The following is a 23,724-nucleotide window of genomic DNA, read 5'->3' as shown; positions in this document are numbered from 1 at the left end:
AGCTGGCGGCCCTTGATAGCGTCCGTTCAAGACGCGGAGCCCCACGCATTTCCTCTGCGTTTGGATAAATGTGTCTGGAAGCGAGGCCTCTGTATCAGTAAAAGGAACTTTATCAGCGTTACAAGTTTAACATTATTTCAAGGTTGTTTGAGATTCGGAGGGGAAGCTGGCGCGCCAAACAGTTGAAATTCGAATCTGATTGACTTATATGTCAATACGGGACGAAATACGCAAACACCTCGCTTCGGGACGGCTGTTCGCCGTGGAACCAGCGCTCCGCAGCGATCCTGTCGAGCGTACACTTTTCGTCTCGCCTGAGATTAACTCGCTATTGGTAGGCCCATGGACCGAGGAAGCAATGGAGAGGCGTTGTGGCCGCCTTCGGGCGGACCTCGAGCATTTTGTGACTGGGGGCCTTGTCGGCATGTGCCTCGTCCCTCATCGCCACAAGACTGCATTCATGGGGCGCCTTGACAAGCCCACCGATGAAGTGTGGGACATTCGTAGCCGCGATCCGGACCCTGGCCTGAGAATCTTTGGACGCTTCGCAGAGGTCGACGTCTTTATCGCGCTCAATCTCGCCCCACGCTCGGTTAGGGTGCCTTGGCTCCCCAGCAGACCGCTTGGTTCGCCAAAAAACTCGCACGAATGGGACCTTGCTATCCTCGAATGCCAGGATCGATGGGACCAGCTTTTTCCCGAATACCAGCCTGTGCACGGAGAGACCTGCGGTGACTACGTCTCGGATGAATTCTTTTCTGTCTGAAATCGAAGATGCGGGGGACATCCCCATTCCTTCGGGCAAACTCGCCTACTTCCAGGCGCGCCTGAAGAACAAATTGTATACACATGTTTTGAAAAAATTCCTAGAAAAAGAAGAAAACGATGGCCTCACCAAGGCAAAACTTGCTAGGCGCATCGGCAAGAAACCCGAGGTTGTTAATAGACTTCTCGGTGCACCAGGAAACTGGACCCTTGAAACAGTTAGCGACTTGCTGATCGGCATTGCCGCGGAGGAGCTTGAGCCCAGGTCTACTCCTGTGGCCGGAAGGCCTGATCGCAACTACGCCCTGCCATTCTGGGCCACGTCTGCTATCGAGGAGGACCAAGTCACCAATCAGTCGACTCAGAACCCGCTGGAAAAAACAAGATCAGAGCCCGCAACCAGAAAAGCTCCGTCCACACGACCAGCCGAGATGTCCCTGCGAAGGGATGGCGCTCCGTCAAATCGCGCGGAAAGAATGGCCAACCAATGAGAATAAACAAAATACTTGATAGCCGAACAATTCGATTTGTTCGACTCACTCAAGAATGGGGGAAAACCTTGTTTGGAAAGGGCCTGACGAACGCCCTTGAGAATAGGTACGGCTTTTTCGAGGGGCCAAAGATGGTAAAAGATTTCGATATCGACAACGGAATTACCTTTTTACATGGTTTTTTTGAAGAAGGAGTAATTATAGATAGACTTCAAATTTATTCAAACGGCGTTCTTGCAGAATCAAAAAATGGAACTGACATCTGCGAAAATTTTATTGAGGACGTTGTCAATTGGTTAGGGGAGGAAGCGAAACTTAATCTCGAACCACTTCCACTTCCACCCCTATACAGTAGCACTCTCGAAGTTGAAATAACCTCAAAATTCGGCGCAGCTTTCTTCCAATTTGAGAAAGTCTCTGCACTTTTGGATTCTTTCTTTGAAGGAGAAAACCGGAAGTTCCAGGTATCTGGTATACAATTTCAGAATGCGCAGGACGGCAGTGACCGACCGTTTCGTTTAGAACGGCGAGCAGATCAACCGTTTGATTCAAACCTATATTTTTCAAACGCACCTTTGGCGACAGAAAAGCATGCACGGGTTCTGGAGACAATCGAGCAGGCCGTGTTGTAGAATTATAACAGCCCAAATGGACAACTATCATTAAGGTTCTATATTAATATCGCCAATGTGGCTTGATTTGACAGCGCGAAGCGCCTAGCAGCGCTCAGTCTCCGATATCAGCGCCATATGCCCGCGCCGATTTCACTCGTGCTATGTCTCCGAGCGCGCGTCTCTAGCCGAAAGACCACTTCATGCCCTCCCTCCTCCCCGCCGAGCTCGCCTGGTACGTCACCGGACGCTTCTACCAGGCCGAGCCGGACGGCCCGGTGGCGGATTACGGCTATTTCCTGCACCTGCCTTTCCTCGACGTGCCGCTGTTCGAGGGCCCGCGCGGCGAGGGCACCGCCCACTTCACCTTCGCCGCCCGGCCGTTCCAGGCGCACGGCGTCGCCAATGGCGGGCTGCAGCTCGGGGTCGATCCGGTCGGGGAGTTCTCGATCTACCTGCAGCGCCGGCCGGAAGGGACCTTCGACGACCCGGCCTCCTTCGCCCGGGGCGACTGCATCGCCACCTTCCGCCGCGCCAGCCTGGTGGTCGGCACCACCGTCACCCAGCCCGACGGTACGACGGCGGTGCCGCTGGTCGGCACCAACGTGTTCTCCGCCCGGCTGGTCGAGAGCACGCCCTTCGACTTCGCCGGCGGCCGCCACGACGTCGCCGAGCATCTCGGCCAGGGCGTCACCCAGTTCGGCACCGCCGCCGGCGCGCCGGTCCAGCCCACGCCGCAAGGCTTCACCCTGGTGGTGCCCTTCACCGGCTCGGCCATCGCGCTGGGCCGGTAGATCGTCGCGATCCGGCGCCGCTGCGCCTGGACAGAAGCGGCACCATCCTGCCCGCGCCCTTCCTGCCGCGGGGCCTCGCTCTCCGCACGCCGCCGCGAACGGCTCGCTCAGAAGTCCGACTTCTTGGTCCAGCCGCCCTTGATCATGCAGGCATCGATCAGCGTTTCGCGGGGGGCGTCGTTCTGGTCCCGGGTCTCGTAGTTCGGCTGAACATAGGTGCCGCCCGTGGTCTTGCAGGAGAAGTTGCCGTGCCTCTCCTTGCACTTCTCCTTGGTGTCGGTGTAGTGCCCCTCGCTGGTCATCACCGTCACCATGTCCGGCGGCAACTGCCCGATGGATCGGGCCCGGCACAGCGTCAGGGCGGCATCCGCCTGCTCCGGCGTCGCCCCCGGGCGAACCCAGGTGGTGCAGCCGGCCAGCGTCAGGAGGGCGAGGGTCGCCATCCGCTTTCGCAGCCCCCTCGTCTCTCCGCCCTGCCGAATGATGGGTCGCGGCCGGACCATGTCGCCGGGCGGCCGCACCGAATTGCCTTCAATTTTCATGGAATCCCCCAAATTCCAGAAATGACAGGACTCAATTCCCTCTTATAAGACAGGGCGGCATGAAGCAACGCCGCATCAAACCTCGACCTTCCCTCTCTCGACATTTCGGCCATTTCTTCGGCCGATCCGCGCAGAGCGCGGGAGATCGAAGGATGCACGCCATGGGAGCATGACGATTTCCGGCCAGCCCCAATATCTCGATGTCGTCCACCGCCTCCATCCCGGTGCCCGCCTGCTCGCCGCCCGCCCCCTGGCCGGCGGCGTCTCGGCCCAGGTGACGGCGCTGGAGGTCACGCATCCGGACGGAAGGGTCGAGACCCTGGTGCTGCGCCGGCACGGCGCCGCGGACCTGGCCCGGGACCCGGAGGTCGCGGCGCATGAGTTCCAGGTGCTGCAGGCACTGCAGGCGGCCGGCGTGCCCGCCCCGGCGCCGCTGCATCTGGATGCGAGCGGCACCCTGCTGCCCACGCCCTGGCTGCTGCAGAGCTTCGTCGATGGCGACGCGGCGGACGTCCCGGTCGAGCTCGACGACCACATGCGCCAGCTGGCCGAAGCGCTGGCCGCGATCCACCGCGTGCCGGCCTCGGCGGTGCCGTTCCTGCCGCTTCAGGAGGACCAGGGCGCCACGCTGATCGCCCAGCCCCGGCCCGAGCCGGACGAGACCCTGGCCGAATCCCGCCTGCGCGCCGCCTTGGCCGCGACCTGGCCCCCGCCCCGCCGCAACCCGCCGGTGCTGCTGCATGGCGATGTCTGGCCCGGCAACCTGCTGTGGCGCCATGGCCGGCTGCGGGCGGTGATCGATTGGGAGGATGCGGCCGTCGGCGACCCGCTGGCCGACCTGGCCAATGCCCGGCTGGAACTGTCCATCGCCCTCGGCGAGGACGCCATGGCCATCCTCACCCGCCATTACCTGGCTTTGTCCGAAATCGATACGACGGCCCTCCCCCTCTGGGAGCTGTGGGCGGCGCTGCGCCCGATCGCCGACCTGCCCGGCTGGGGCCTGGAGCCGGAGGCCGAGCGCCGCCTGCGGCAGCGGCACCGCGCCTTCACTGGCCGGGCGCTGGCGGCCGTCGGCGGATAGGGATGAGGTCGCATCCTCCGATTGACGCGCCCGGCGGGCGCTGATGCAATCACGGGTAGAGCAGAACCGCGTTTGCACGAGTGATTTTCGATAGGGCGGATTGTCCGGCCGGTGCGCCCGGCATCCGCGCGATCGCAAGGAGATTATCTGGTGGACACTACCTTCAGCCGATATCGGTTCGGCGCGATCATCGCCCTGATCCCCTACGCATTTTTCATATTCTATCGGCACATCACTCTTCCCGAATGGTTTCCGTTCACCAAGCCGGATCTTGGATTCCATATCCCCGCCGCGCTGGCCATCCTCTTTCTCCTGATAAGCCTGTACCTTTCGTACAGACACCGCCAATTGATCAGGCCAGTGCCATTCAATTTAAAACAGACGCTCAAATCCCTGCTTCTTATTTTAGCCACCATCCCCGCCATGCTCGTCATGATGGTCGTAATATTTGCGCTCGTGCTCTGAGGACAGCCGCAGCATGGCTTGAGCCCTCGGACGTACCAAAGCGAGGCCGAATGCAGGAGATCCCGATCCGGAGCTTTGCCGTCTCCGTCGTCGTCATCCGGCATGCCGCGACCGGCCCCGAGGTGCTGCTGCTGCGCCGCACCCGGTCGCTGGCGGGCGAATGGTGCCAGATCGCCGGCGCCATCGAGCCCGGCGAGACCGCGTGGCAAGCGGCGCTGCGCGAAACCCGGGAGGAAACCGGTCTGGTGCTGCACCAGTTGTACTCAGCCGATATCTGCGAGCAGTTCTACGAGGCGGATCGCGACGCCATCAGCCTGCTGCCGGTCTTCGTCGGCATTGCGGCCGCGGACGCCGGCGTGCGGCTGAACCCGGAGCACAGCGAATTCCGCTGGGTCGGCTTCGACGAGGCGGCCGGGATGGTGCCCTTCGCGGGCCAGCGCCACGTCCTGCGCCATGTCGAGCAGGAGTTCGTGGACCGGGAGCCGAGCCGCTGGCTCCTGATCCATCCACGCCTTACCCCGCCCGCACCGTAGGCCCGGACAGCGCCGTGAGCCAGATCAGCAGAGTCGGCACCGACAGCAGCGTCGTGATCGAGACCGTGGCGGCGACCAGCGGTTCCTCCACCTTGTACTCGCCGGCCAGGATGTACACCGTCTTCGCGGTCGGCACCGCGGCGCAGACCACGGCGGCGATGGTGTAGAGCGGGCCGAGGCCTGTCGCCAGGCACAGGCCGTAGACGATCAGCGGCATGAGCACCAGCTTCACCGCCGCGAGCAGCACGGAGGTCCGGAGGTTCGAGCGCAGCCCCGCGACCGACAGGCCGAGCCCGATGGCGAAGAGCGCGCAGGGCGTCAGCGCGGCCGCGAAGATGGCGAGATAGGCCGCGACCGGGGCCGGGATCGGCAGGCCCGCGATCGCCCAGGCCAGGCCGACCAGGGTGGAGAGCACCATCGGGTTGAGCAGGATCTGCCGCGCCAGGGCGGCCGGGCGCACCGACCGCCCGCCGTGCCGCTCGCGTTCCAGGAGGATGACGGCCGCCGGGAACATCACCCCCGCCACGAACACGGTGGCGATAGCGGCGGGCAGGACGGCGGGCTGGCCGTAGATCGAATGCAGGATCGGCAGCGCCACGAAGCCGGTGTTGGTCATCGCCGCGGCCATGCCGTGGATCGTGCTGCTGGCGAGACCCCGCCCCCACGCGGCGCGGACGACCAGGAACACCAGCGCGAAGCACAGGAGGGAGCCGCCGCCGAAGGCCAGCAGGAAGCGCCATTCCAGGAGGTTGCGCGCCGGCTCCTGCGCGATGGTGACGACCAGCAACGCCGGCATCGCGACGTTGTAGGCGAAATGCACCAGCCCGTCGGCCAGCGACCGCGAGACATAGCCGGACCAGCCGGCCAGCCAGCCGGTGACGATGATCGCGAACACGGGAAGAACCAGGTTGGCGACGCCCATCTGGATCTGCTCCCCCGATCGGGCGCGGTGCGCCCCCACAGCGCAGCATATCGCGCCGGGCGGTGTCGCGGGTGGCACATGTCGGTGGTTGCCGATGACCGCCCCTACACCCTCCGACTTATCTCCTAGGAGCCATATCCAGCCCTCCGGAGAAAGGGCATGCGATGAACGAAGGATTCGGACTCGCCGGAAAGGCTCTCTTGGTGGAGACGGCTCGCAACGCATACGATTCCATACGAAGACGTTGCATAGGGGCCGACACCATGGATGCTCCCTCCGAACCACGCGGACCGGACAGATCGGATCAGAACCGGCGCGACTTCCTGTCGAAATGCGGGCGGTTTGCGGTGATCACGCCACCCGCGGTGACGATTCTGCTGTCGACGAGCCTGACCTCCGAGGCCATCGCGAAGTCGGGCGGCAAAACGGGCGGCCCCTTCACCGGCTGGACTCGCTCCAGGAGACCAGACCGCTGACCCATGTCTCAGAGCAACGCTCCTTGCCGGCGCTGAGGCGCCTGCGCAGGAGATGATGGTCCGCACCCTGGGCCGGCCCGAAAGCCGGCCCTTTTTTTGCGACTCAGGGCACCGACGTCAGGTCGGCGATGATGTCGGCGCGGTCCTGCGGATTGGCGACCGCAGCAGGCCCTTCTTCGGCGCGAACAGGAAGGCCAGCGCGAACAGCAGCGCCTGGACCACGACGATCGTCGGGCCGGTGGCGCCGTCGAGCCAGAAGCTGAGCAGGGTGCCGAGCACGCTCGACAGCACCGCCGAGCCGACCGCCGCCGCCATCACCCGGCCGAAGCGGTCGGCCAGCAGCAGGCCGATGCAGCCCGGCGTCACCAGCATCGCCATCACCAGCACCACGCCCACCGCCTGCAGCGCCGCGACGATGGTGGCGGCGACCAGGGCCAGCAGGATCAGCTCCAGCCGCCGCGGCGAGATCCCCATCACCCGGGCCTGGCCGGGGTCGAAGCAGAACAGGATCAGGTCCTTGCGCAGCAGCAGCACGGCCACGAGCGTGACCGAGCCGACCGCAAGGGTCTGGATCTTGTCCGCCGGCTCGATGCCCAACAGGTTGCCGAACAGCACATGCATGAAGTGGATATCGCTCGGCGTCGCCACCAGCAGCACCATGCCGAGCGCCAGGAAGCCGGTGAAGGCGATGCCGAGCACGGCGTCGCTCTTGACCCGGCAGCGCGCCTCGATCGCCCCGGCCGACAGCACGCAGGCCATGCCGCTGGCGACGGCGCCGAGCGACATCGGCAGCCCGGCGACATAGGCCAGGATGATGCCGGGCAGCACGGCGTGCGAGACCGCGTCGCCGACCAGCGCCCAGCCCTTCAGCACCACGAAGCAGGATAGGACGGCGCAGACCGTGCCGACGAAGGCGGCGATCAGCATCGCCTCGACCATGAAGCCGTGCCGCAGCGGCTCGGCCGCGGCCTCGAGCAGGGACAGGAGGGCGGTCACGGCGCGGCCTCCTCGGTCACGGCCGTCGCCCGCCGCAGCAGACCGTGCTTCGGCGCCAGGGCCAGCGCCAGCAGGAACAGGGCGGTCTGGGCCAGCACGATCAGCCCGCCGGTCGAGCCGTCGAGGAAATAGCTGGCATAGGCGCCGGCCATCGCCGTCACCGCCCCCATTGCCGCGGCCAGGACCAGCATGCGCGGGAAGCGGTCGGTCAGCAGATGGGCGGTGGCGCCGGGGGTGATCAGCATGGCGACGACCAGCAGAGCCCCGACCGCCTGCAGCGCCGCCACCGCGGTCAGCGACAAGAGGCCGAGCAGCAGCAGGTGCAGCCGCCCGGTCGGCAGGCCGATGGCGCGGGCGTGCTGCGCGTCGAAGCAGTACAGCAGCAGGTCCTTCCACTTGACCGCGACCACCAAGAGGCAGCCGGCGCCGACGGCGAAGAGCTGCCACAGATCGGCATCGGCGATGCCCAGCAGGTTGCCGAACAGGATCGTGGTCAGCCGCAGGTTGCTGGGATAGAGCGAGATCAGCAGCAGCCCGAGGGCGAAGAAGGCGGTGAAGACGACGCCGATCACCGCATCGCTGCGCAGCCGGGTGGCGCGCTCGATCGCGCCGATGCCGAGCACCGCGAACAGGCCGGACAGCACGGCGCCGAGCAGGAAGGGCGCGCCCGCCAGATAGGCGATGGCGACGCCCGGCACCACGGCATGGGACAGCGCGTCGCCCAGCAGCGACCACCCCTTCAGCGTGACGAAGCAGGACAGCACGGCGCAGACCGCCCCGACCGCGCCGCCGCCGAGGATGGCCTTGACCATGAACTGGTAGCCGAAGGGCTCGGCCAGCAGGTCGAGCAGCCCGGTCATCCCGCCGCCCGCAGCAGCCGGGGCTCGGCCACGCCGGTCAGGCCGAAGGGCAGTTGGTGCAGCGCGCCGCCGAAGGTGCGGGCCAGGTTGTCGGCGGTGAACACCGCCTCGACCGGGCCGAAGGCGACCAGGCTGCGGTGGATCAGCGCCGCCTGGTCGCAGAACTCCGGCACGCTCGCCAGGTTGTGGGTCGACACCAGGATCAAATGGCCGGCGTCGCGCAGCCCCGCCAGGATGCCGGTGATGGCGCGCTCGGTCTTGACGTCGACGCCGGTGAAGGGCTCGTCCAGCAGGATGATCCGCGCCTCCTGCGCCAGCGCCCGGGCCAGGAACACCCGCTTGCGCTGGCCGCCGGACAGTTCGCCGATCTGGCGGCCGGCGAAATCCTGCATCCCCACCCGCTCCAGGCTGGCCGCCACCGCCGCGCGGTCGGCGGCCGAGGGGATGCGCAGGAATCCCATCCGCCCCTGCCGCCCCATCATCACCACGTCGCGGACCGAGACCGGGAAGCTCCAGTCGACCTCCTCGGTCTGCGGCACATAGGCGACGATGTTGGCCTTCTGCGCCCAGGCCACCGGCCGGCCGCAGATCGAGACCGAGCCGGCAGCCGGCGTGACGAAGCCCATGATCGCCTTGAACAGGGTCGACTTGCCGCTGCCGTTCATGCCGATCAGGCCGCAGATGCTGGGCCGGTCCAGCATCAGCGACACGTCGCTCAGCGCGACGTTGCCGGCGCGGTAGCGGACGGTGACGCCGGAGACGGCGATCGACGGGGCGTCACTGGCCGACATTGAAGCCGTCCTGGATCAGCTTGGCGTTGTAGCGCAGCATGGCCAGATAGGTCGGCGCCGGCCCGTCATCCGTGGTCAGGCTGTCGACATACAGCGTGCCGCCGAAGCGGGCGCCGGTCTCCTGCGCCACCTGTCGCATCGCCTTGTCGTTGACCGTGCTCTCGCAGAACACCACCGGCACATGGTCGCGGCGCACCGTGTCGATCACCTTGCGGATCTGCTGCGGCGTGCCCTCCTCGTCGGCGTTGACGGCCCAAAGGTAGCCTTCCTTCAGCCCGTAGTCGCGGGCGAGGTAGGAGAAGGCGCCCTCGCAGCTGACCAGCATGCGCTGGTCGGCCGGGATCTTCGCCAGCGCCTCGCGGATCGGCGCGTCCAGCGCCTTCAGCTCGGCGGTGTAGGCGGCGGCGTTGCGGTCGTAGGTGGCGGCGTTGGCCGGGTCGAGCGCGACCAGCGCCTTCCTGATGTTCTCGACATAGACGACCGCATTGGCCGGCGACATCCAGCTGTGCGGGTTCGGCTTGTCGGTGTAGGGGCCTTCGGTGATCGACACCGGCTGGATGCCGTCGGTCACCACCACGCTCGGCACGTCCTTGACACCCTGGAAGAACTTCTCGAACCAGCGCTCGAGGCCCAGGCCGTTCCACAGCACCAGGTCGGCGTCCTGCGCCTTGACCACGTCGAGCGGCGTCGGGTCGTAGTCGTGGATCTCCGCCCCCGGCTTGGTGATCGATTCGACGATCGCCGCATTGCCGGCCACCTGCTGGGCCATGTCCTGCAGGATGGTGAAGGTGGTGACGATGCGCTTCGGCCGCGCCCCTTCCGCCCAGGCACTCCCGGCCGCCAGCACGCCCGCCAGTGCCAGCGCCGCCGCCAGTACGCCCCGGATCTTCGACCTCGCCATGAGCTTCTTCCTTCGCATCGCCATCCCGACGCGAATCCCTCGCACCGATTCAAATGTAGCTCAAGCTAAATTTTGAAATGCGAGCTTAATAGAGGCTCATGAGCTTCGTCTTGATGCCCGGGCTTGGCGAGGCGGAACGGTCTTATCCTCCTGCGACCAGCCCGGCACCCAGCAGCAGCCGCACCAGGGCGGCCTGGCGATGCGTGCCGGTCTTCTCGAACACGCGCTGCAGGTGGATGCGGACGGTGGAGACGGAGACCGACAGCTCGTCGGCGATCGGCCGCAGCCCGGCGCCGCGCAGGGTCAGCAGCGCCACCCGCGCCTCGGCGGCGGTCAGGCCGTACAGGCGCTGCAGCGTCGCCGGCCGCGGCTCCGGCCCGGAATCGGGGTCGAGGATCAGCAGCAGCGCCGGCGCCGGGGGCCGGTCCGCCGGCCGCAGCACGGAGCCGAGCGGCGCCACCTGCACCGCATAGGACCGCGCACCCGAGGGCCGGCTGACGGCGAGGCAGCCCGGCTGAGCCTGCGCGATCAGCCGCTGCAACGCCGCGTCCTCGGCCGGCCGCCCCAGCCGCAGCACCCGGCCCGGGCCGATCGCCAGCCCGTCGCGGGCGCCGACAATGTCCTCCGCCGCGCCGTTCAGGAACAGGACGCGCCCGCCGGGCGCTACCAGCGCCACGCCATGGGCCAGCCGGTCCAGCGCCCCGAGCACGTCGTCCCGCTCCAGGCCCGGTTCGTCGAGCAATGCCAGCATGTCGATGCCTCCAGGTCCCGCCGCCCGTTGCGGCTGACGGAATCCTGACCGGCCCCGGCTTACGGATCGCTTACGCGCGACCCTGAGATCGCCTGAGACTGCGCTGGCGTGAGTCGGCTGGCGGTGGTTTCGAGAACCGGAGCGCAGCGCACGTTTGGTGCGTGAGCACCGGAAGCTTCGAGTCCGCCGTCAGACGGCCGCGCCAGTAGCAGTATCAGACGATCTCAGCGTCTGCCGCCGACCTCGTCGATATGCAGCAGCATGTCGGCCGGGTCCTCGAAGACACGGTAGGCGCCGGCGCGCTCCAGCTCGTCCTGGCCGTAGCCGCCCGACAGGAAGCCGATGCCCAGCGCCCGCGCCCGCTGCGCCGCCAGCATGTCCCAGACGCTGTCGCCGACGACATGGGCGCGCTCGATCGGCACGCCCAGCTTCTCGGCCGCGGCCAGGAACAGGTCGGGGTCGGGCTTGGCGTATTTCACCAGGTCGCGGGTGACGACCGGGACCTTGTCGAAATCGACGCCGAGATTCTCCAAGACCGGCCGCGCCGTCTCCATCCGGCCGCTGGTGGCGATGGCCCAGGGGATGCCGGCCTCGGTCAGCCAGGCCAGCAGCTCACGCGCGCCGGGCAGCGGCACGCTCTGCTCGGAATGGCGGTTATAGGCCTCGGCGTGGCGACGGCGCAGCCGCTCGACCCGCTCGTCGCTGATGTCCAGGCCGGTCTCGCGCAGCAGCATGTTGGTGAACAGCCCGCCGCTCATGCCGATCTTGCGGTGGATGCGCCAGACCGACAGCTCGATGCCCTCGGCATCCAGCGCCTCGCGCCAGGCCATGACGTGGTGGTAGACGCTGTCGACCAGCGTGCCGTCGAGGTCGAACAGGAACGAGGTCTGCTGGCGCATCTCATGGTCTCCTGGTTCAGCGGACGGGGTCGGGATGGTGCGGCACGAACAGCCGGCCGCGCTCGGTCCACAGCACGATCAGCAGGGCGAGGAGGCCGAGGCCGAAATAGCCGAAGGCCAGTGGCACCACCGTGCCGTCGAAGGCCTGGCCGACGACGGCGCCCAGCACCGCGCTGACGATCGTGGTGTAGCTGCCGAACACCGAGGAGGCGGTGCCGGCGACGTCGCCCAGCGGCTCCATCGCCATGGCGTTGAAGTTCGGCACGGTCAGGCTGAACAGGAACATGTTGGCGGCCAGCACCACGCCGAACAGGAACAAGGGCGGCTTGCCGCCGAAGGCGAAGGCGAACACCACCTGCAGCGCGCCGATGGCAACGAAGCCCAGGATGCCGGTGTGCGACAGGCGCCGCATGCCCAGCCGGCGCACCAGCCGGGAGTTGAGGAAGGAGGCGAAGCCCATCACCGCCGCGATCAGCCCGAAGGCCATCGGGAACAGGGTGCCGAGGGCGTAGACATCGGTCTCGAAGATCGCCTGGGACGAGCCGAGATAGGACATCAGCGCCCCCATCATCAGCCCCATGGCGGTGGCATAGCCGATCGACACCCGGGTGGTGACGCAGCGCCGGGCGGCGCCGGCGATCTGGGACGGCGAGAACCGCTTGCGATATTCCGGATGCAGCGTCTCGGGCATGCGCAGGTTGAACCAGACGATCTGCACCAGGGCCAGCACCAGCATGCTGACGAAGATCGCGTGCCAGCCGCCGAGGAACAGGAAGCCCTGGCCGATCGCCGGGGCGAGGATCGGCACGATGATGAACACCATCATGGTCAGCGACATCACCCGCGCCATCTCGCGGCCGGAGTAGCGGTCGCGCACGATGGTGACGGTCAGCACGCGCGCCGCGGCGGCGCCCATGCCCTGCACCACCCGCGCGACCAGCAGCCATTCGAAGCCATGGGCGACGATCGCCAGGACGCTGCCGAAGGTGTAGATGGTCAGCCCGATCATCAGCGTCGGCCGCCGCCCGATCACGTCCGAAATCGGGCCGTAGACCAGCTGCATCACCCCGAAGCCGGCCATGTAGGCGGTCAGCACATATTGCAGCGAATTGGCGTCGGCGATGCCGAGATCGGACTGGATGGCGCCGAAGGCCGGCAGCAGGTTGTCGATCGACAGCGAGATCAGCGCCATCATGAAGGCGATCAGGCCGACGAACTCGACGAAGCCAGGCGCCGGCATGGCGCGGCCGGGTGCCTTGCCGGCCCCGGTGATCCTGCTGACGAACGACATCCGCTCCGGTCTCGCTTGCACGCGGCACGCCCCGGCCCGCGCCATGCCGCCCGGGCAGTGGTGCCGGTCGAGCGCTGCCCGCCCCCGCGGGGATGATGAGAAACGAGTCAAGCTTCGGCCCAGACCGCGATCCGGGACAAGGGCTTGTCGCGCAACGCTGCCGCGCGCTGGAAGGGCGGGTCTTCACATTTGGTCTGAGAATCGAGTCACATCCCGCCGTGCAGCGCGAGCCCCAGCGACAGGCCGCCGACCAGGATCAGGCTGCCGGCCCAGACGATGTCGAGATTGAACCAGCTGCGGGCCACTGCCTTCAGCCCCAGATACCGGTACACCAGCCAGGCGAAGGCGCCGCCGGCCGCGACCATGGCGACGGAATGGACGGCAGAGACCAGCACGCCCATGCCGAGGTCGCCGCCGATCAGCGTCCCGGCCGCCTGGTCGCTGCCGGCCGCCCGGCACAGGCCGAGATAGATCGGCACCAGCATCAGCCCGGCGCCATGCGCCGTCGCCACGGCGAAGGCCCAGAGCCCCAGCTGGGTTGGCCGGATCCGCGCCAGCGCCCGCGGGTGGCGCCGGTTCAGGAGGCGGAACACGCCGAAGCCGATCACCAGCAGGCTGGCGCCGATCCGGATCGGCTGCTGCCAGGCCACCAGCGTCACCAGCAGGGCGAAGGGCAGGATCACCACCGCCATTGCCAGCAGATGGCCGATGGTGAGCGGCCCCAGCGCCGCCACCAGGGCGCGCGGGCTGCGCTCCATCAGCCCGGCCGAGACCGCAAGCGGCCAGCCCATCCCGGGATTGATCCCGTGATAGAGGCCGCTCGCCACCACCGCCAGCCACAGGCCGGCCGCCTCCGCCATCGTCAGGCCGAGGGGTAGCAGAAGCTATCGGTCGAGCAGTCGCCGCCCTGCAGCCGGACCTGATGCGCCCGGTAGCCCTTCGGGAACTCGACCCAGTAGTCCTTGGCCAGCTCCAGCCCGCCATCCGGCCCGGCCTGGGCCATCACCTGGGCACCCGGCACGCCGTCCGGATAGAACTGGTCGTCCCAGGTCGAGTACAGCGAGTTGGTCCAGTACACCCGCTTGCCGTCGCGGCTGATCTCGACCATCTGCGGCCCGCCGGCATAGGCCTTGCCGTTCGGATGCGGCGCGCGCCGGTCGATGCCGCCGATGCTGACCGAGCCGGCGAGCTTCGGCTTCCGGGGCTCCCTGACATCGTATTGCCGCATCTCGCCGGTGCCCCAGCAGGAGACGTAGAGGAAGCGGTCGTCGAGCGACAGGTCGATGTCCGACACCAGCGGCGGCACCGCGCCGAACCCCTTCAGCAGCGGCGGCAGCCGGTCCGCCTCCGCCGGCTCGGGCGGGATCGTCGCCGTCTTCTCGATATGGAACCGGCCGCCCTCGCGCCACCAGGTCCAGATCGAGCCTTCGAGGTTGGTGGTGTCGACCACGACGCCGAGGAAGCCATACTCCTTCGCCGGGTCATGCGCCGGCCGGATCTCCAGCGCCATCTGGTGGTTGGCGCCGAGGTCGATGGTCTGGACGTTGCGCCGGGCCCGCAGGTCCCAGAAATGCACCCGGTGGCCGTATTTGTTGGCCAGCAGGTCCTCCGGCACGATGCCGTTCTCGAATTGCGGCGGCAGCCCCCATTCGCTGCTCACCATGTAGTCGCGCGGCAGGTTCCACCAGAAATCGTAGTGCAGCTCCTGCGGCCCGCGGTCGATCTCCCAGCGGCCCAGCACGTCGAAGGTCTCGCAATCCATGATGAAGATGCCGGGCGGGCCGTCGGTGCCGTCCTTCCCGCCGCCGCCGAGGGTCGAGACATAGATGCCGTCCGGGCCGCAATGCACGGTGTGCGGCCGGGAGTAGCCGGTCTTCCGGAACACCTCCTCCGGCTCGATCACCTTGTGGATCTTCGCCTGGGTCGGGTCGGGCTTGGTGTCCACGACATAGATCCGGGACGAACGGATGCCCGGGATGATCAGGTAGCGCCGCTCCAGGAAGGCGTGGCCGGTCAGCGGCGACAGGGAAGAGGAGCAGGCGTTCCAGCCGAAATGATGGAACTCGTCGCCCTTGTGCGGCATCGCCACGGTGTGGACGATCCGGCTGTAGGTCGGCGAGCCGGGCTTGACGTCGATCACCGCCAGCGCGTCGGGCTGCGAGAAGTCCGGGCTGAGCAGCAGCGTGTAGGCGAAGTCTTCGGGCGGGGCTTCCATCGCCAGCTTGGGCGAGGCGTGGAAGGTCGGGTCGGGCCTCATGGCCATGGGCGGTCTCCCTGTCTGAAGTCGAGGCACGCGGCGGCCTCTCGTCATCACGGGTTCGGCACCCTTTCCGAACGGAATGAGCCTACCACAGGGCGCGCCCGACGCCGGGCCGGATCATTGTCCTCATTCAGGCGCCCCGCACCTCGCGCGCCGCGTCGCGCACCATGGCCATGAAGATCCGACCGGCATCGGTCGGCGGCACCTCGGCTCGCATGGTCAGCCCGACCGGGCCGGTGGAATCGCCGTCGTCGATCGGCAGCTCGGCCAGCACGCCCTCCTCCACATCCTGGGCCACGGCGCCGCGCGAGATGATCCAGACTGTATCGGTACGGCGGGTGTAGGAGCGGCCGAAGGTGGGCGAGACGCTCTCGATCCGGTTGGGCAGTGCCCCCACCCCGGCGGCGATCAGCAGCTTGTCGACCGTCGGCCCGATCACCGAGCCGGGCGGCGGCGCGATCACCGGAAAGCCGCTGATGTCGCGGATGGCCAGGGACGGGCGCGACAGCAGCGGATGGCCGGGCCGCACGGCGAAGGCGATGCGCTCGGAATAGAGATGCTCGAAGGACAGGCCGGTCATCTGCTCCGGCTCCGCCAGCCGGCCGAGCACCAGGTCCAGCCCGCCGACGCGCAGCTGGCCCAGCAGCATCTGGTTCGGCCCGTCCACCACCCGCACCACCACGCCGGGGCAGGCGGTGCGGAACCGCTCCAGCGCCGCCGGCATCATCTGCCCGGCCACGGTCGGCAGCACGCCGACGCGCAGCAGCTCCTCTCCCGCCGCCCGGGCCCGCACCACGCTCTCGATGCCCTGGCGCAGCGCCGTGACGCTGGTGCCGGCATGGTGCAGGAAGGTGCGGCCGAACGGGGTCAGCACCACGCCCTTGCGGCTGCGGTCGAACATCGGCGCGCCCAGCGCCTCCTCCAGCTCGCGCAGGGTCTTCGACACCGCCGGCTGGCTGATCCCCAGCGCGTCGGCCGCGGCCACCACGCTGCGCAGCCGCACCGCCTCGAGGAAGCATTGCAGGTGGCGGAGCTTGATCCGCCGCTCGATCGCCGCCGCACCATCACGCTGCACCATAATCCCCAGGTTATGTTTTCCGGCGAATTCCTCATTTTACATAACTGTCCTGGCCGCGCACAGTGCGGCATCATGGCGGGACGAACCGCAGGAAGCGAGCCAGGGCAAGGGATGGACGCGGTCAAGGCGAACGGCATCGTGCTGCATGTCGAGGACAGGGGTCCGCGCGACGCGCCCGCCCTGGTCTTCATCAACTCGGTCGGCACCGATTTCCGCATCTGGGATGCGGTGGTGCCCCAGTTCTCCGATCATCGGACCCTGCGCTACGACAAGCGCGGCCACGGCCTGTCCGGCAGCGAGGGCGGCGACAGCATCGAGGCCCATGCCGCCGATCTCGCCGCGCTGCTGGATGCCAGCGGGATCGGCCGGGCGACGGTGGTCGGCCTGTCGATCGGCGGCATGATCGCGCTCGGCCTCGCCAAGCTGCGGCCGGACCTGGTCGGACGGCTGATCCTCTGCGACACCGGCCACAAGATCGGCACCGCCGAGGCCTGGCAGGCGCGGATCGCCGGGGTCGAGGCCGGCGGCGTCGCCAGCATCGCCGAGGCGACGATGGAGCGCTGGTTCTCGGCCGGGTTCCGGGCGCGGCAGCCGGATCTGGTCGCGATCGCCCGCAACATGCTCAGCCGCACCCCGGCCGACGGCTATATCCGCGCCTGCGCCGCCCTGCGCGACGGCGACCTGACCGCGGCGGCGCAGGGCGTTGCAGTACCGACCCTGTGCCTGTGCGGCACCGAGGACATCGCCACCAAGCCGGAGCTGGTGCGGTCCCTCGCCGCCCTGATCGCCGGCGCGCGCTACCAGGACATCCCCGGCGCCGGTCACCTGCCCTGCGTCGAGGCGCCGGAGCTGCTGGCCGGGCTGATCCGCGGTTTCATCGAGGAGGGAGTCGACAAGGAGGTGGGGCATGGCTGACCCGCTGCACGACCAGGGCATGGCGGTGCGCCGCACCGTGCTGGGCGACGCCCATGTCGATCGCGCCCAGGCCCGCACCACCGAATTCGACGCGCCGTTCCAGGAGTTCATCACCCGCGGCGCCTGGGGCGGGGTGTGGAGCCGGCCGCAGTTGACCCATCGCGAGCGGTCGATGCTGACCATCGCCCTCCTGGCCGCGCTGGGTCATCATGAGGAGCTGGCGATGCATATCCGCGCCACCGCCAACACCGGTGCCACGCCGGAGGACATCCGCGAGGCGCTGCTGCATGTCGCGGTCTATGCCGGCGTGCCGGCGGCCAACGCGGCCTTCGCCATCGCCAAGCAGGTCTTCGCCGAACGCGACGGCGTTGCCCGGGAGGAGAAGAAGTGAGCTTCCAGCCGCGCGACTGGCGCATCCATCCGCCCCATCTCTACGAGGGCTACCGCTCGACCGTGCTGCGCGCGCCGTCGCAGACGCTGATCCCGCTGACCGGCGCGCTGTCCGAGCACCAGGGCCCGGCTTTCTCCGCCGCCGCGGCGCCGGCGGGCGAGGCCGATTTGACCCGCAACGGCCGGGTCAATGGCGAGCCGCTGGGCGAGCGCATCATCGTCACCGGTCGGGTATTGGATGAGGATGCACGGCCGGTGGCGAACACGCTGGTCGAGCTGTGGCAGGCCAACGCCGCCGGCCGCTACATCCACAAATCCGACCAGCATGACGCACCGCTGGACCCGAACTTCCTGGGCGCCGGCCGCTGCGTCACCGACGCCGAGGGCCGCTACCGCTTCCTCACCATCACGCCGGGCGCCTATCCCTGGCGCAACCATGCCAACGCCTGGCGGCCGCAGCACATCCATTTCTCGCTGTTCGGCCCGGCCTTCGCCACAAGGCTGGTGACGCAGATGTACTTCCCCGGCGACCCGCTGCACACGCTGGACCCGATGTTCAACAGCATCCCCGACCCGGCCGGGCGCGAGCGCCTGATCGCGGCCTTCAAGCTCGACCTCACCGAGCCGGAAGTCGCGCTCGGCTACGAATTCGACATCGTGCTGCGCGGGCGCCTGGCGACGCCGATGGAGGGCTGATCGTGGCGAAGCTTCCCCAGACCGGGTCGCAGACGGTCGGCCCCTTCTTCGCCTACGGGTTGACGCCGCGGCAATATGGCTACGACTTCCCGCAGATCGCCGACGGCACCATCGCCGGCGACGCCGTGCCGGGCGAGCGCATCCGCGTCAGCGGCCGGGTGCTGGACGGCGCCAGCCAGCCGATCGAGGACGCGCTGGTCGAGATCTGGCAGGCGGATTCCAAGGGCGTGTTCCCGGGGCCGCAGCGCACCGCCAATGACGGGTTCACCGGCTTCGGCCGCTGCGGCACCGGCACGGATCCGGAGCGGCGCTTCGTCTTCGACACCATCCGGCCGGGCGCGCCGGGGCCGGGCCAGGCACCGCATCTCAGCGTCATCGTCTTCATGCGCGGCATGCTGGTGCATTGCTACACCCGGATCTACTTCCCGGAGGAGGCCGCCAACGCGAGCGACCCGGTGCTGCTGGCGGTGCCCGAGGCCCGCCGCGGCACCCTGGTCGCCCAGGCCGACGGCCCCGGCCGCTACCGCTTCGACATCCGCATGCAGGGCGACGGCGAGACCGTCTTCTTCGAGATCTGAGAGAGTTCATGGCCACATTCCAGACCCTGGCCGAGGCCGTCGCCGACAACCTCCACGACGGCGACACCGCGGCCTTCGAGGGCTTCACCCATCTGATCCCGCACGCCGCCGCGCATGAGGCGATCCGCCAGGGAAGGCGCGGCCTGACCCTGGTGCGGATGACGCCCGACCTGGTTTATGACCAGATGATCGGCATGGGCTGCGCGGCCAGGCTGGTCTTCTCCTATGCCGGCAACCCCGGCGTCGGCCTGCTGCGCCGGCTGCGCGACGCGGTCGAGAAGGGCTGGCCGAACCCGGTCGAGATCGAGGAGCACTCCCACGCCGCCATGGCCAATGCCTATGAGGCCGGGGCCGCCGGCCTGCCCTGCGCCGTGTTCCGCGGCTATCGCGGCGCCGGCCTGGCCGAGGTGAACCCGAACATCAAATCGGTCACCTGCCCCTTCACCGGCGAGACCCTGGCCGCCGTACCGGCGATCCGCCCGGACGTGTCCTTCATCCACGCCCAGAAGGCGAACCGCCGCGGCGACGTGCTGATCGAGGGCATCGTCGGCGTGCAGAAGGAGGCGGTGCTGGCGGCGAAGCGGTCGGTGGTGACGGTGGAGGAGATCGTCGACGACTTCGACGACATCCACCCCAATGCCTGCGTGCTGCCGCGCTGGACCGTGACCTCGATCGTCCATGTGCCAGGCGGCGCCCACCCGTCCTACGCCCATGGCTATTATCCGCGCGACAACGCCTTCTACCTGGCCTGGGACAGGATCGCGACCGACCGCGACGCCTTCCTGGCCTGGATGCAGACCAACGTGATCGACAGCGGCCCTGACGCCTTCGCCGGCCGGGTCGCGACGCTGAGCGGGAGGGCGTGACGGTGATTGGAAGCCCTTCCCCCTTATTGTCATCGCCGGGCTTGACCCGGCGATCCAGGGGCCACCCGGAGCGGCATCGACATTCCCTGGATGCCCGGGTCAAGCCCGGGCATGACAGGTTTGGTGTGTTCCGGGACTTGGCGGTGTGAGATGACCACAGAGACCTTCACCCCCGACGAAATGATGACCATCGCGGCGGCCCGGGCGCTGCGCAACGACGATGTCTGCTTCGTCGGCATCGGCGCGCCGTCCGCCGCCTGCAACGTGGCGCGGCTGACCCACGCCCCGGACATCACCCTGATCTACGAATCCGGCACCATCGGCACCGCGCCGGAGGTGCTGCCGCTGTCGATCGGCGACGGCGAGCTGTGCGACACCGCCGTCACCACCGTCTCGGTGCCGGAGATGTTCCGCTACTGGCTGCAGGGCGGGCGGGTCACGATCGGCTTCCTCGGCGCTGCCCAGCTCGACCGCTTCGGCAACATCAACACCACGGTGATCGGCGACTACCACAAGCCCTCGGTCCGCCTGCCGGGCGGCGGCGGCGCGCCGGAGATCGCGACATCCTCGGGCGAGATCTTCATCACCATGAAGCAGAGCAAGCGCGGCATGGTGGAGACCATCGACTTCTTCACCTCGCTCGGCCACGGCACCGGCGGCGACGACCGCGCCCGGTACGGCGTCACCACCAAGGGCCCGACCCTGCTGGTCACCGACCTCGCGGTCTGGCGCCCCGACCCCGTGACCAAGGAATTCACCGTGGTCTCGCTGCATCCGGGCGCGACCCGCGAGCAGGTGCAGGACAGCTGCGGCTGGACCGTCCGCTTCGCCGACAACCTCGAGGAAACGCCGCCGCCCTCGGCGCTCGAGCTGAAGACGCTGCGCGACCTGAAAGAGCGCACCCGCATCGCCCATGGAGAGGCCGCATGAGCCGCGACGCCTATATCTGCGCCTATCTGCGCACCCCGATCGGCCGCTATGCCGGCGCCCTGTCCGCCGTCCGCGCCGACGACCTCGCCGCGATCCCGCTCAAGGCGCTGGTCGAGCGCCATACCAAGGTCGACTGGGAGGCGGTCGACGACGTCGTCCTCGGCTGCGCCAACCAGGCTGGCGAGGACAACCGCAACCTCGCCCGCATGGCCCTGCTGCTGGCCGGGCTGCCGGCCGGGATCCCCGGCTCGACCATCAACCGCCTCTGCGGCTCCGGCCTCGATGCCGTCACCATCGCCGCCCGCGCCATCAAGGCCGGCGAAGCCGAGCTGATGCTGGCCGGCGGCGCCGAGAGCATGTCGCGCGCGCCGTTTGTCATGCCGAAGGCCGAAACGGCCTTCGCTCGAGCGGCTGCGGTCTACGACACCACCATCGGCTGGCGCTTCGTCAACCCGCGGATGGAGCAGCTGTACGGCACCGATTCCATGCCGGAGACCGGCGAGAACGTGGCCGAGCAGTTCCGCGTCACCCGTGCCGACCAGGACGCCTTCGCCCTGCGCAGCCAGCAGAAGGCTCTGGCCGCCCAGGCCAATGGCAGGCTGGCGCGCGAGATCGTCCCGGTCACCATCCCGCAGAAGAAAGCCGAGCCGGTGGTGGTCGACCGCGACGAGCATCCGCGCCAGACCTCGCTGGACAAGCTGGCGGCGCTGCCCACCCCGTTCCGCAAGGGCGGCACCGTCACCGCCGGCAACGCCTCGGGCGTCAATGACGGCGCCGCGGCGCTGATCGTGGCGTCGGAGGCCGGGGCGGCGCGCCACGGCCTGACCCCGATCGCCCGCGTGCTCGGCGGCGCCACGGCGGGCGTCGAGCCGCGGATCATGGGCTTCGGCCCCTCCCCGGCCAGCCGCAAGCTGCTGGCGCGGCTCGGCCTCTCGATCGGCGATTTCGACGTGATCGAGCTGAACGAGGCCTTCGCCAGCCAGGCCCTGGCGGTGACCCGCGACCTCGGCCTGCCGGACGACGCGCCACAGGTGAACCCGAATGGCGGCGCCATCGCGCTGGGCCACCCCCTCGGCATGTCCGGCGCCCGCCTCGCCGGCACCGCGGCGCTGCAGCTGAGCCTCGGGGCTGGCCGCCGCGCCCTGGCCACGATGTGCATCGGCGTCGGCCAGGGCATCGCCCTGGCGCTGGAAGCGGTGTAAGAGACGGCACAGTTCGTTTTTGCCTCTCCCGCTTGCGGGAGAGGTCGGAGACGCGAAGCGGCTCCGGGTGAGGGGATTTTGTCGAGGCCTGGGCCAGCCCTCACCCGGTCTCGCTGACGCGAGCCCGACCTCTCCCGCCAGGCGGGAGAGGCAATACGCCTCCCGATCCAGATCGTGCCGCAGGCCATGACCGTCTCGCCCTTCGATTCCGCCCTCACCGGCCCGCTCCTCTCCGACGCCGAGACCGCCGTCCTGTTCAGCGACCACGCGGCGCTGCGGGCGATGCTGCGGGTCGAGGGCGCGCTGGCCGAGGCCGAGGCGCGCTGCGGCGTGATCCCGGCCGCGGCGGCCAGCGCCATCGCCGCGGCCGCCGGCGCCCTCATCCCCGACCCAGCGGCGCTGGCCGCGAAGACGGCGGAGGACGGCGTGCCGGTGCCGGCCCTGGTCGCGGCGCTGCGCCAGGCGGTGGCGGCGTCGGCGGGCGAAGAGGCGGCGCAGGCGGTGCATTGGGGCGCCACCAGCCAGGACATCCTCGACACCGGGCTGGTGCTGCGGCTGCGCCGGGTGATCGCGGTCCTGGAGGGCCGGCTGGCGGCGTTGATCGAGGCGCTGGCCGGGCTCGCCGACGCCCATCGCGCCACGGTGATGCCGGGCCGCACCCGGTCGCAGCAGGCGACGCCGGTCTCCTTCGGCCTCAAGGCAGCGGGCTGGCTGGCGCCGCTGCTGCGCGACCGCGACCGTCTGCAGGAGCTGAAGCCCCGCCTGCTGCTGCTCTCCTTCGGCGGTGCCAGCGGCACGCTCGGGGCGCTGGGCGCGGACGGCGTCAAGGTCGAGGCGGCGCTGGCCGAGATCCTCGACCTCGCCGTGCCGCCGATGCCCTGGCATAGCCAGCGCGACGGCATCGCCGAATTCGCCGGCTGGCTGGCGCTGGTCACCGGCACGCTCGGCAAGCTGGGCCGCGACCTGATCCTCCTGGCCCAGACCGAGGTGGCGGAGGTGCGGCCGGGCGCGGGCGGCGGGTCGTCTACCATGCCGCAAAAATCGAATCCGGTGGGGCCGGAGACGCTGGTCGCCCTGGCCCGCTTCAACGCCGGCATGGTCGGCCAGCTGCAGCAGGCGATGCTGCACGAGCATGAGCGCGACGGCGCCGCCTGGCCGGTCGAGTGGCTGGCCCTGCCGCAGATGGCGGTCGCCACGGGCGCGGCGCTGCGCCATGCCCTGGCCGTGGCCGGCAGCCTGACGGTCGACGCGGCCCGGATGGCGAACCAGTTCGAGGCGTCGCACGGCCTGCTGCTGGCCGAGGCGGCGAGCTTCGCCCTCGCCGTCCACATGCCGCGCCCCGAGGCGCAGCGCCTGGTCAAGGAGGCGGCGGCGAAAGCCACCGCCTCCGGTCGCCATCTGTTCGACCTGCTGGCCGAAGCCTCCGAAGCACCGATCGACTGGCCCGCCCTGCGCGACCCCGCCCGCCACCTCGGCGCGGCGGATGCCTTCATCGACCGGGTGCTGGCGGCAGCGAGAAAGACCTGAAAATTCATTGCGTTGCCTCTCCCGCTTGCGAGACCTTTTCAGAACGTCTCTCGGGCCATTTTGGAGGTTCGCAAAGCCATCGACCGAAAGAGAAATGAGTCCCCCCTCCCCTC

General features: G+C 68.5%; 27 protein-coding genes. 15 read left to right on the top strand and 12 right to left on the bottom strand.

Features of this window, described 5'->3' with window-relative positions:
- Positions 1-746: 746 nt before the first annotated feature.
- From AAHM41_RS26505 to AAHM41_RS26495, 3 genes are all read left to right on the top strand, one after another.
- Positions 747-1,256, top strand: a complete 510-nt coding sequence (locus tag AAHM41_RS26505) for a hypothetical protein (protein ID WP_342239605.1) — start codon at positions 747-749, stop codon at positions 1,254-1,256.
- On the top strand, positions 1,253-1,888 hold the full coding sequence (locus tag AAHM41_RS26500) for a hypothetical protein (protein WP_342239604.1): 636 nt from the start codon (positions 1,253-1,255) through the stop codon (positions 1,886-1,888). The genes AAHM41_RS26505 and AAHM41_RS26500 overlap by 4 nt, the downstream gene beginning before the upstream one ends.
- Positions 1,889-2,070: 182 nt before the next feature.
- Positions 2,071-2,661: a hypothetical protein gene (locus tag AAHM41_RS26495; protein WP_342239603.1), complete on the top strand. Its 591-nt coding sequence runs from the start codon at positions 2,071-2,073 to the stop codon at positions 2,659-2,661.
- A 107-nt stretch (positions 2,662-2,768) separates the two neighbouring features.
- Here the strand turns inward: AAHM41_RS26495 and AAHM41_RS26490 are convergent, their stop codons facing one another.
- Complete coding sequence (locus tag AAHM41_RS26490) at positions 2,769-3,104, bottom strand: hypothetical protein (RefSeq protein WP_342239602.1); 336 nt, start codon at positions 3,102-3,104, stop codon at positions 2,769-2,771.
- A 268-nt stretch (positions 3,105-3,372) separates the two neighbouring features.
- On the opposite strand from AAHM41_RS26490, the gene AAHM41_RS26485 reads away from it, so the two are divergent.
- The 3 genes from AAHM41_RS26485 (at position 3,373) to AAHM41_RS26475 (ending at position 5,282) form a co-directional block, all read left to right on the top strand.
- Positions 3,373-4,284, top strand: coding sequence for a phosphotransferase family protein (locus tag AAHM41_RS26485; RefSeq protein ID WP_342239601.1), 912 nt, complete (start codon positions 3,373-3,375; stop codon positions 4,282-4,284).
- A 150-nt stretch (positions 4,285-4,434) separates the two neighbouring features.
- Positions 4,435-4,749 (top strand): hypothetical protein, encoded by a 315-nt coding sequence (locus tag AAHM41_RS26480; protein ID WP_342239600.1) that lies wholly within the window; start codon positions 4,435-4,437, stop codon positions 4,747-4,749.
- A gap of 50 nt (positions 4,750-4,799) precedes the next feature.
- Positions 4,800-5,282 carry an NUDIX hydrolase gene (locus tag AAHM41_RS26475; RefSeq protein ID WP_342239599.1) on the top strand — a complete coding sequence of 161 codons (483 nt, stop codon included), beginning with the start codon at positions 4,800-4,802 and terminating at the stop codon, positions 5,280-5,282.
- Here the strand turns inward: AAHM41_RS26475 and AAHM41_RS26470 are convergent.
- The gene (locus AAHM41_RS26470; protein WP_342239598.1) at positions 5,263-6,204 is read right to left on the bottom strand and encodes an AEC family transporter; all 942 of its coding nucleotides are present in this window, start codon (positions 6,202-6,204) and stop codon (positions 5,263-5,265) included. The two genes, AAHM41_RS26475 and AAHM41_RS26470, sit on opposite strands and share 20 nt — an antisense overlap.
- 263 nt (positions 6,205-6,467) lie before the next feature.
- On the opposite strand from AAHM41_RS26470, the gene AAHM41_RS26465 reads away from it, so the two are divergent.
- Positions 6,468-6,680, top strand: a complete 213-nt coding sequence (locus AAHM41_RS26465) for a hypothetical protein (protein ID WP_342239597.1) — start codon at positions 6,468-6,470, stop codon at positions 6,678-6,680.
- A 117-nt stretch (positions 6,681-6,797) separates the two neighbouring features.
- Here AAHM41_RS26465 and AAHM41_RS26460 read toward each other — a convergent pair whose 3' ends face one another.
- The 10 genes from AAHM41_RS26460 to pcaQ all read right to left on the bottom strand — a co-directional run bounded on the left by AAHM41_RS26460 (position 6,798) and on the right by pcaQ (position 16,504).
- A complete protein-coding gene (locus AAHM41_RS26460; RefSeq protein ID WP_342239596.1) occupies positions 6,798-7,676 on the bottom strand; it encodes a metal ABC transporter permease in 879 nt (292 codons plus the stop codon).
- Entirely contained in the window at positions 7,673-8,536 is an 864-nt protein-coding gene (locus AAHM41_RS26455) for a metal ABC transporter permease (RefSeq protein WP_342239595.1), read from the bottom strand. The genes AAHM41_RS26460 and AAHM41_RS26455 overlap by 4 nt, the downstream gene beginning before the upstream one ends.
- On the bottom strand, positions 8,533-9,327 hold the full coding sequence (locus tag AAHM41_RS26450) for a metal ABC transporter ATP-binding protein (RefSeq protein ID WP_342239594.1): 795 nt from the start codon (positions 9,325-9,327) through the stop codon (positions 8,533-8,535). The genes AAHM41_RS26455 and AAHM41_RS26450 overlap by 4 nt, the downstream gene beginning before the upstream one ends.
- On the bottom strand, positions 9,314-10,228 hold the full coding sequence (locus AAHM41_RS26445; RefSeq protein WP_342239593.1) for a metal ABC transporter substrate-binding protein: 915 nt from the start codon (positions 10,226-10,228) through the stop codon (positions 9,314-9,316). The genes AAHM41_RS26450 and AAHM41_RS26445 overlap by 14 nt, the downstream gene beginning before the upstream one ends.
- A 142-nt stretch (positions 10,229-10,370) precedes the next feature.
- Entirely contained in the window at positions 10,371-10,979 is a 609-nt protein-coding gene (locus AAHM41_RS26440) for a helix-turn-helix transcriptional regulator (RefSeq protein ID WP_342239592.1), read from the bottom strand.
- 224 nt (positions 10,980-11,203) lie between these two features.
- Positions 11,204-11,878 (bottom strand): HAD family hydrolase, encoded by a 675-nt coding sequence (locus tag AAHM41_RS26435; RefSeq protein ID WP_034832708.1) that lies wholly within the window; start codon positions 11,876-11,878, stop codon positions 11,204-11,206.
- Between the two features lie 16 nt (positions 11,879-11,894).
- Entirely contained in the window at positions 11,895-13,169 is a 1,275-nt protein-coding gene (locus tag AAHM41_RS26430) for a multidrug effflux MFS transporter (RefSeq protein ID WP_342239591.1), read from the bottom strand.
- A gap of 206 nt (positions 13,170-13,375) precedes the next feature.
- Positions 13,376-14,029, bottom strand: coding sequence for a hypothetical protein (locus AAHM41_RS26425; RefSeq protein WP_342239590.1), 654 nt, complete (start codon positions 14,027-14,029; stop codon positions 13,376-13,378).
- A 2-nt stretch (positions 14,030-14,031) separates the two neighbouring features.
- Positions 14,032-15,432, bottom strand: a complete 1,401-nt coding sequence (locus AAHM41_RS26420) for a selenium-binding protein SBP56-related protein (RefSeq protein ID WP_342239589.1) — start codon at positions 15,430-15,432, stop codon at positions 14,032-14,034.
- Positions 15,433-15,559: 127 nt separating this feature from the next.
- Entirely contained in the window at positions 15,560-16,504 is a 945-nt protein-coding gene (pcaQ, locus tag AAHM41_RS26415) for a pca operon transcription factor PcaQ (RefSeq protein WP_342239588.1), read from the bottom strand.
- Positions 16,505-16,618: 114 nt separating this feature from the next.
- Between pcaQ and pcaD the strand changes: the two genes are divergently transcribed.
- The 8 genes from pcaD to AAHM41_RS26375 all read left to right on the top strand — a co-directional run bounded on the left by pcaD (position 16,619) and on the right by AAHM41_RS26375 (position 23,611).
- Complete coding sequence (gene pcaD / locus AAHM41_RS26410; RefSeq protein ID WP_342239587.1) at positions 16,619-17,422, top strand: 3-oxoadipate enol-lactonase; 804 nt, start codon at positions 16,619-16,621, stop codon at positions 17,420-17,422.
- Positions 17,415-17,813 carry a 4-carboxymuconolactone decarboxylase gene (gene pcaC / locus AAHM41_RS26405; protein ID WP_342239586.1) on the top strand — a complete coding sequence of 133 codons (399 nt, stop codon included), beginning with the start codon at positions 17,415-17,417 and terminating at the stop codon, positions 17,811-17,813. The genes pcaD and pcaC overlap by 8 nt, the downstream gene beginning before the upstream one ends.
- The gene (gene pcaH / locus AAHM41_RS26400) at positions 17,810-18,508 is read left to right on the top strand and encodes a protocatechuate 3,4-dioxygenase subunit beta (RefSeq protein ID WP_342239585.1); all 699 of its coding nucleotides are present in this window, start codon (positions 17,810-17,812) and stop codon (positions 18,506-18,508) included. Before pcaC ends, pcaH begins: the two co-directional genes overlap by 4 nt.
- A 2-nt stretch (positions 18,509-18,510) precedes the next feature.
- Positions 18,511-19,086 (top strand): protocatechuate 3,4-dioxygenase subunit alpha, encoded by a 576-nt coding sequence (gene pcaG, locus AAHM41_RS26395; protein ID WP_342239584.1) that lies wholly within the window; start codon positions 18,511-18,513, stop codon positions 19,084-19,086.
- An 8-nt stretch (positions 19,087-19,094) separates the two neighbouring features.
- Positions 19,095-19,952 carry a CoA transferase subunit A gene (locus AAHM41_RS26390; protein WP_342239583.1) on the top strand — a complete coding sequence of 286 codons (858 nt, stop codon included), beginning with the start codon at positions 19,095-19,097 and terminating at the stop codon, positions 19,950-19,952.
- Between the two features lie 150 nt (positions 19,953-20,102).
- Positions 20,103-20,882 (top strand): CoA-transferase subunit beta, encoded by a 780-nt coding sequence (locus AAHM41_RS26385; protein ID WP_342239582.1) that lies wholly within the window; start codon positions 20,103-20,105, stop codon positions 20,880-20,882.
- On the top strand, positions 20,879-22,084 hold the full coding sequence (gene pcaF, locus AAHM41_RS26380; RefSeq protein ID WP_342239581.1) for a 3-oxoadipyl-CoA thiolase: 1,206 nt from the start codon (positions 20,879-20,881) through the stop codon (positions 22,082-22,084). Before AAHM41_RS26385 ends, pcaF begins: the two co-directional genes overlap by 4 nt.
- A 174-nt stretch (positions 22,085-22,258) precedes the next feature.
- A complete protein-coding gene (locus AAHM41_RS26375; protein WP_342239580.1) occupies positions 22,259-23,611 on the top strand; it encodes a 3-carboxy-cis,cis-muconate cycloisomerase in 1,353 nt (450 codons plus the stop codon).
- The last annotated feature ends 113 nt before the right edge of the window (positions 23,612-23,724 follow it).

It is taken from the genome of Inquilinus sp. OTU3971 (assembly GCF_038440215.1).
Note: the sequence above shows the minus strand (reverse complement) of the source record. Positions and strands in the feature narration are given on the sequence as shown.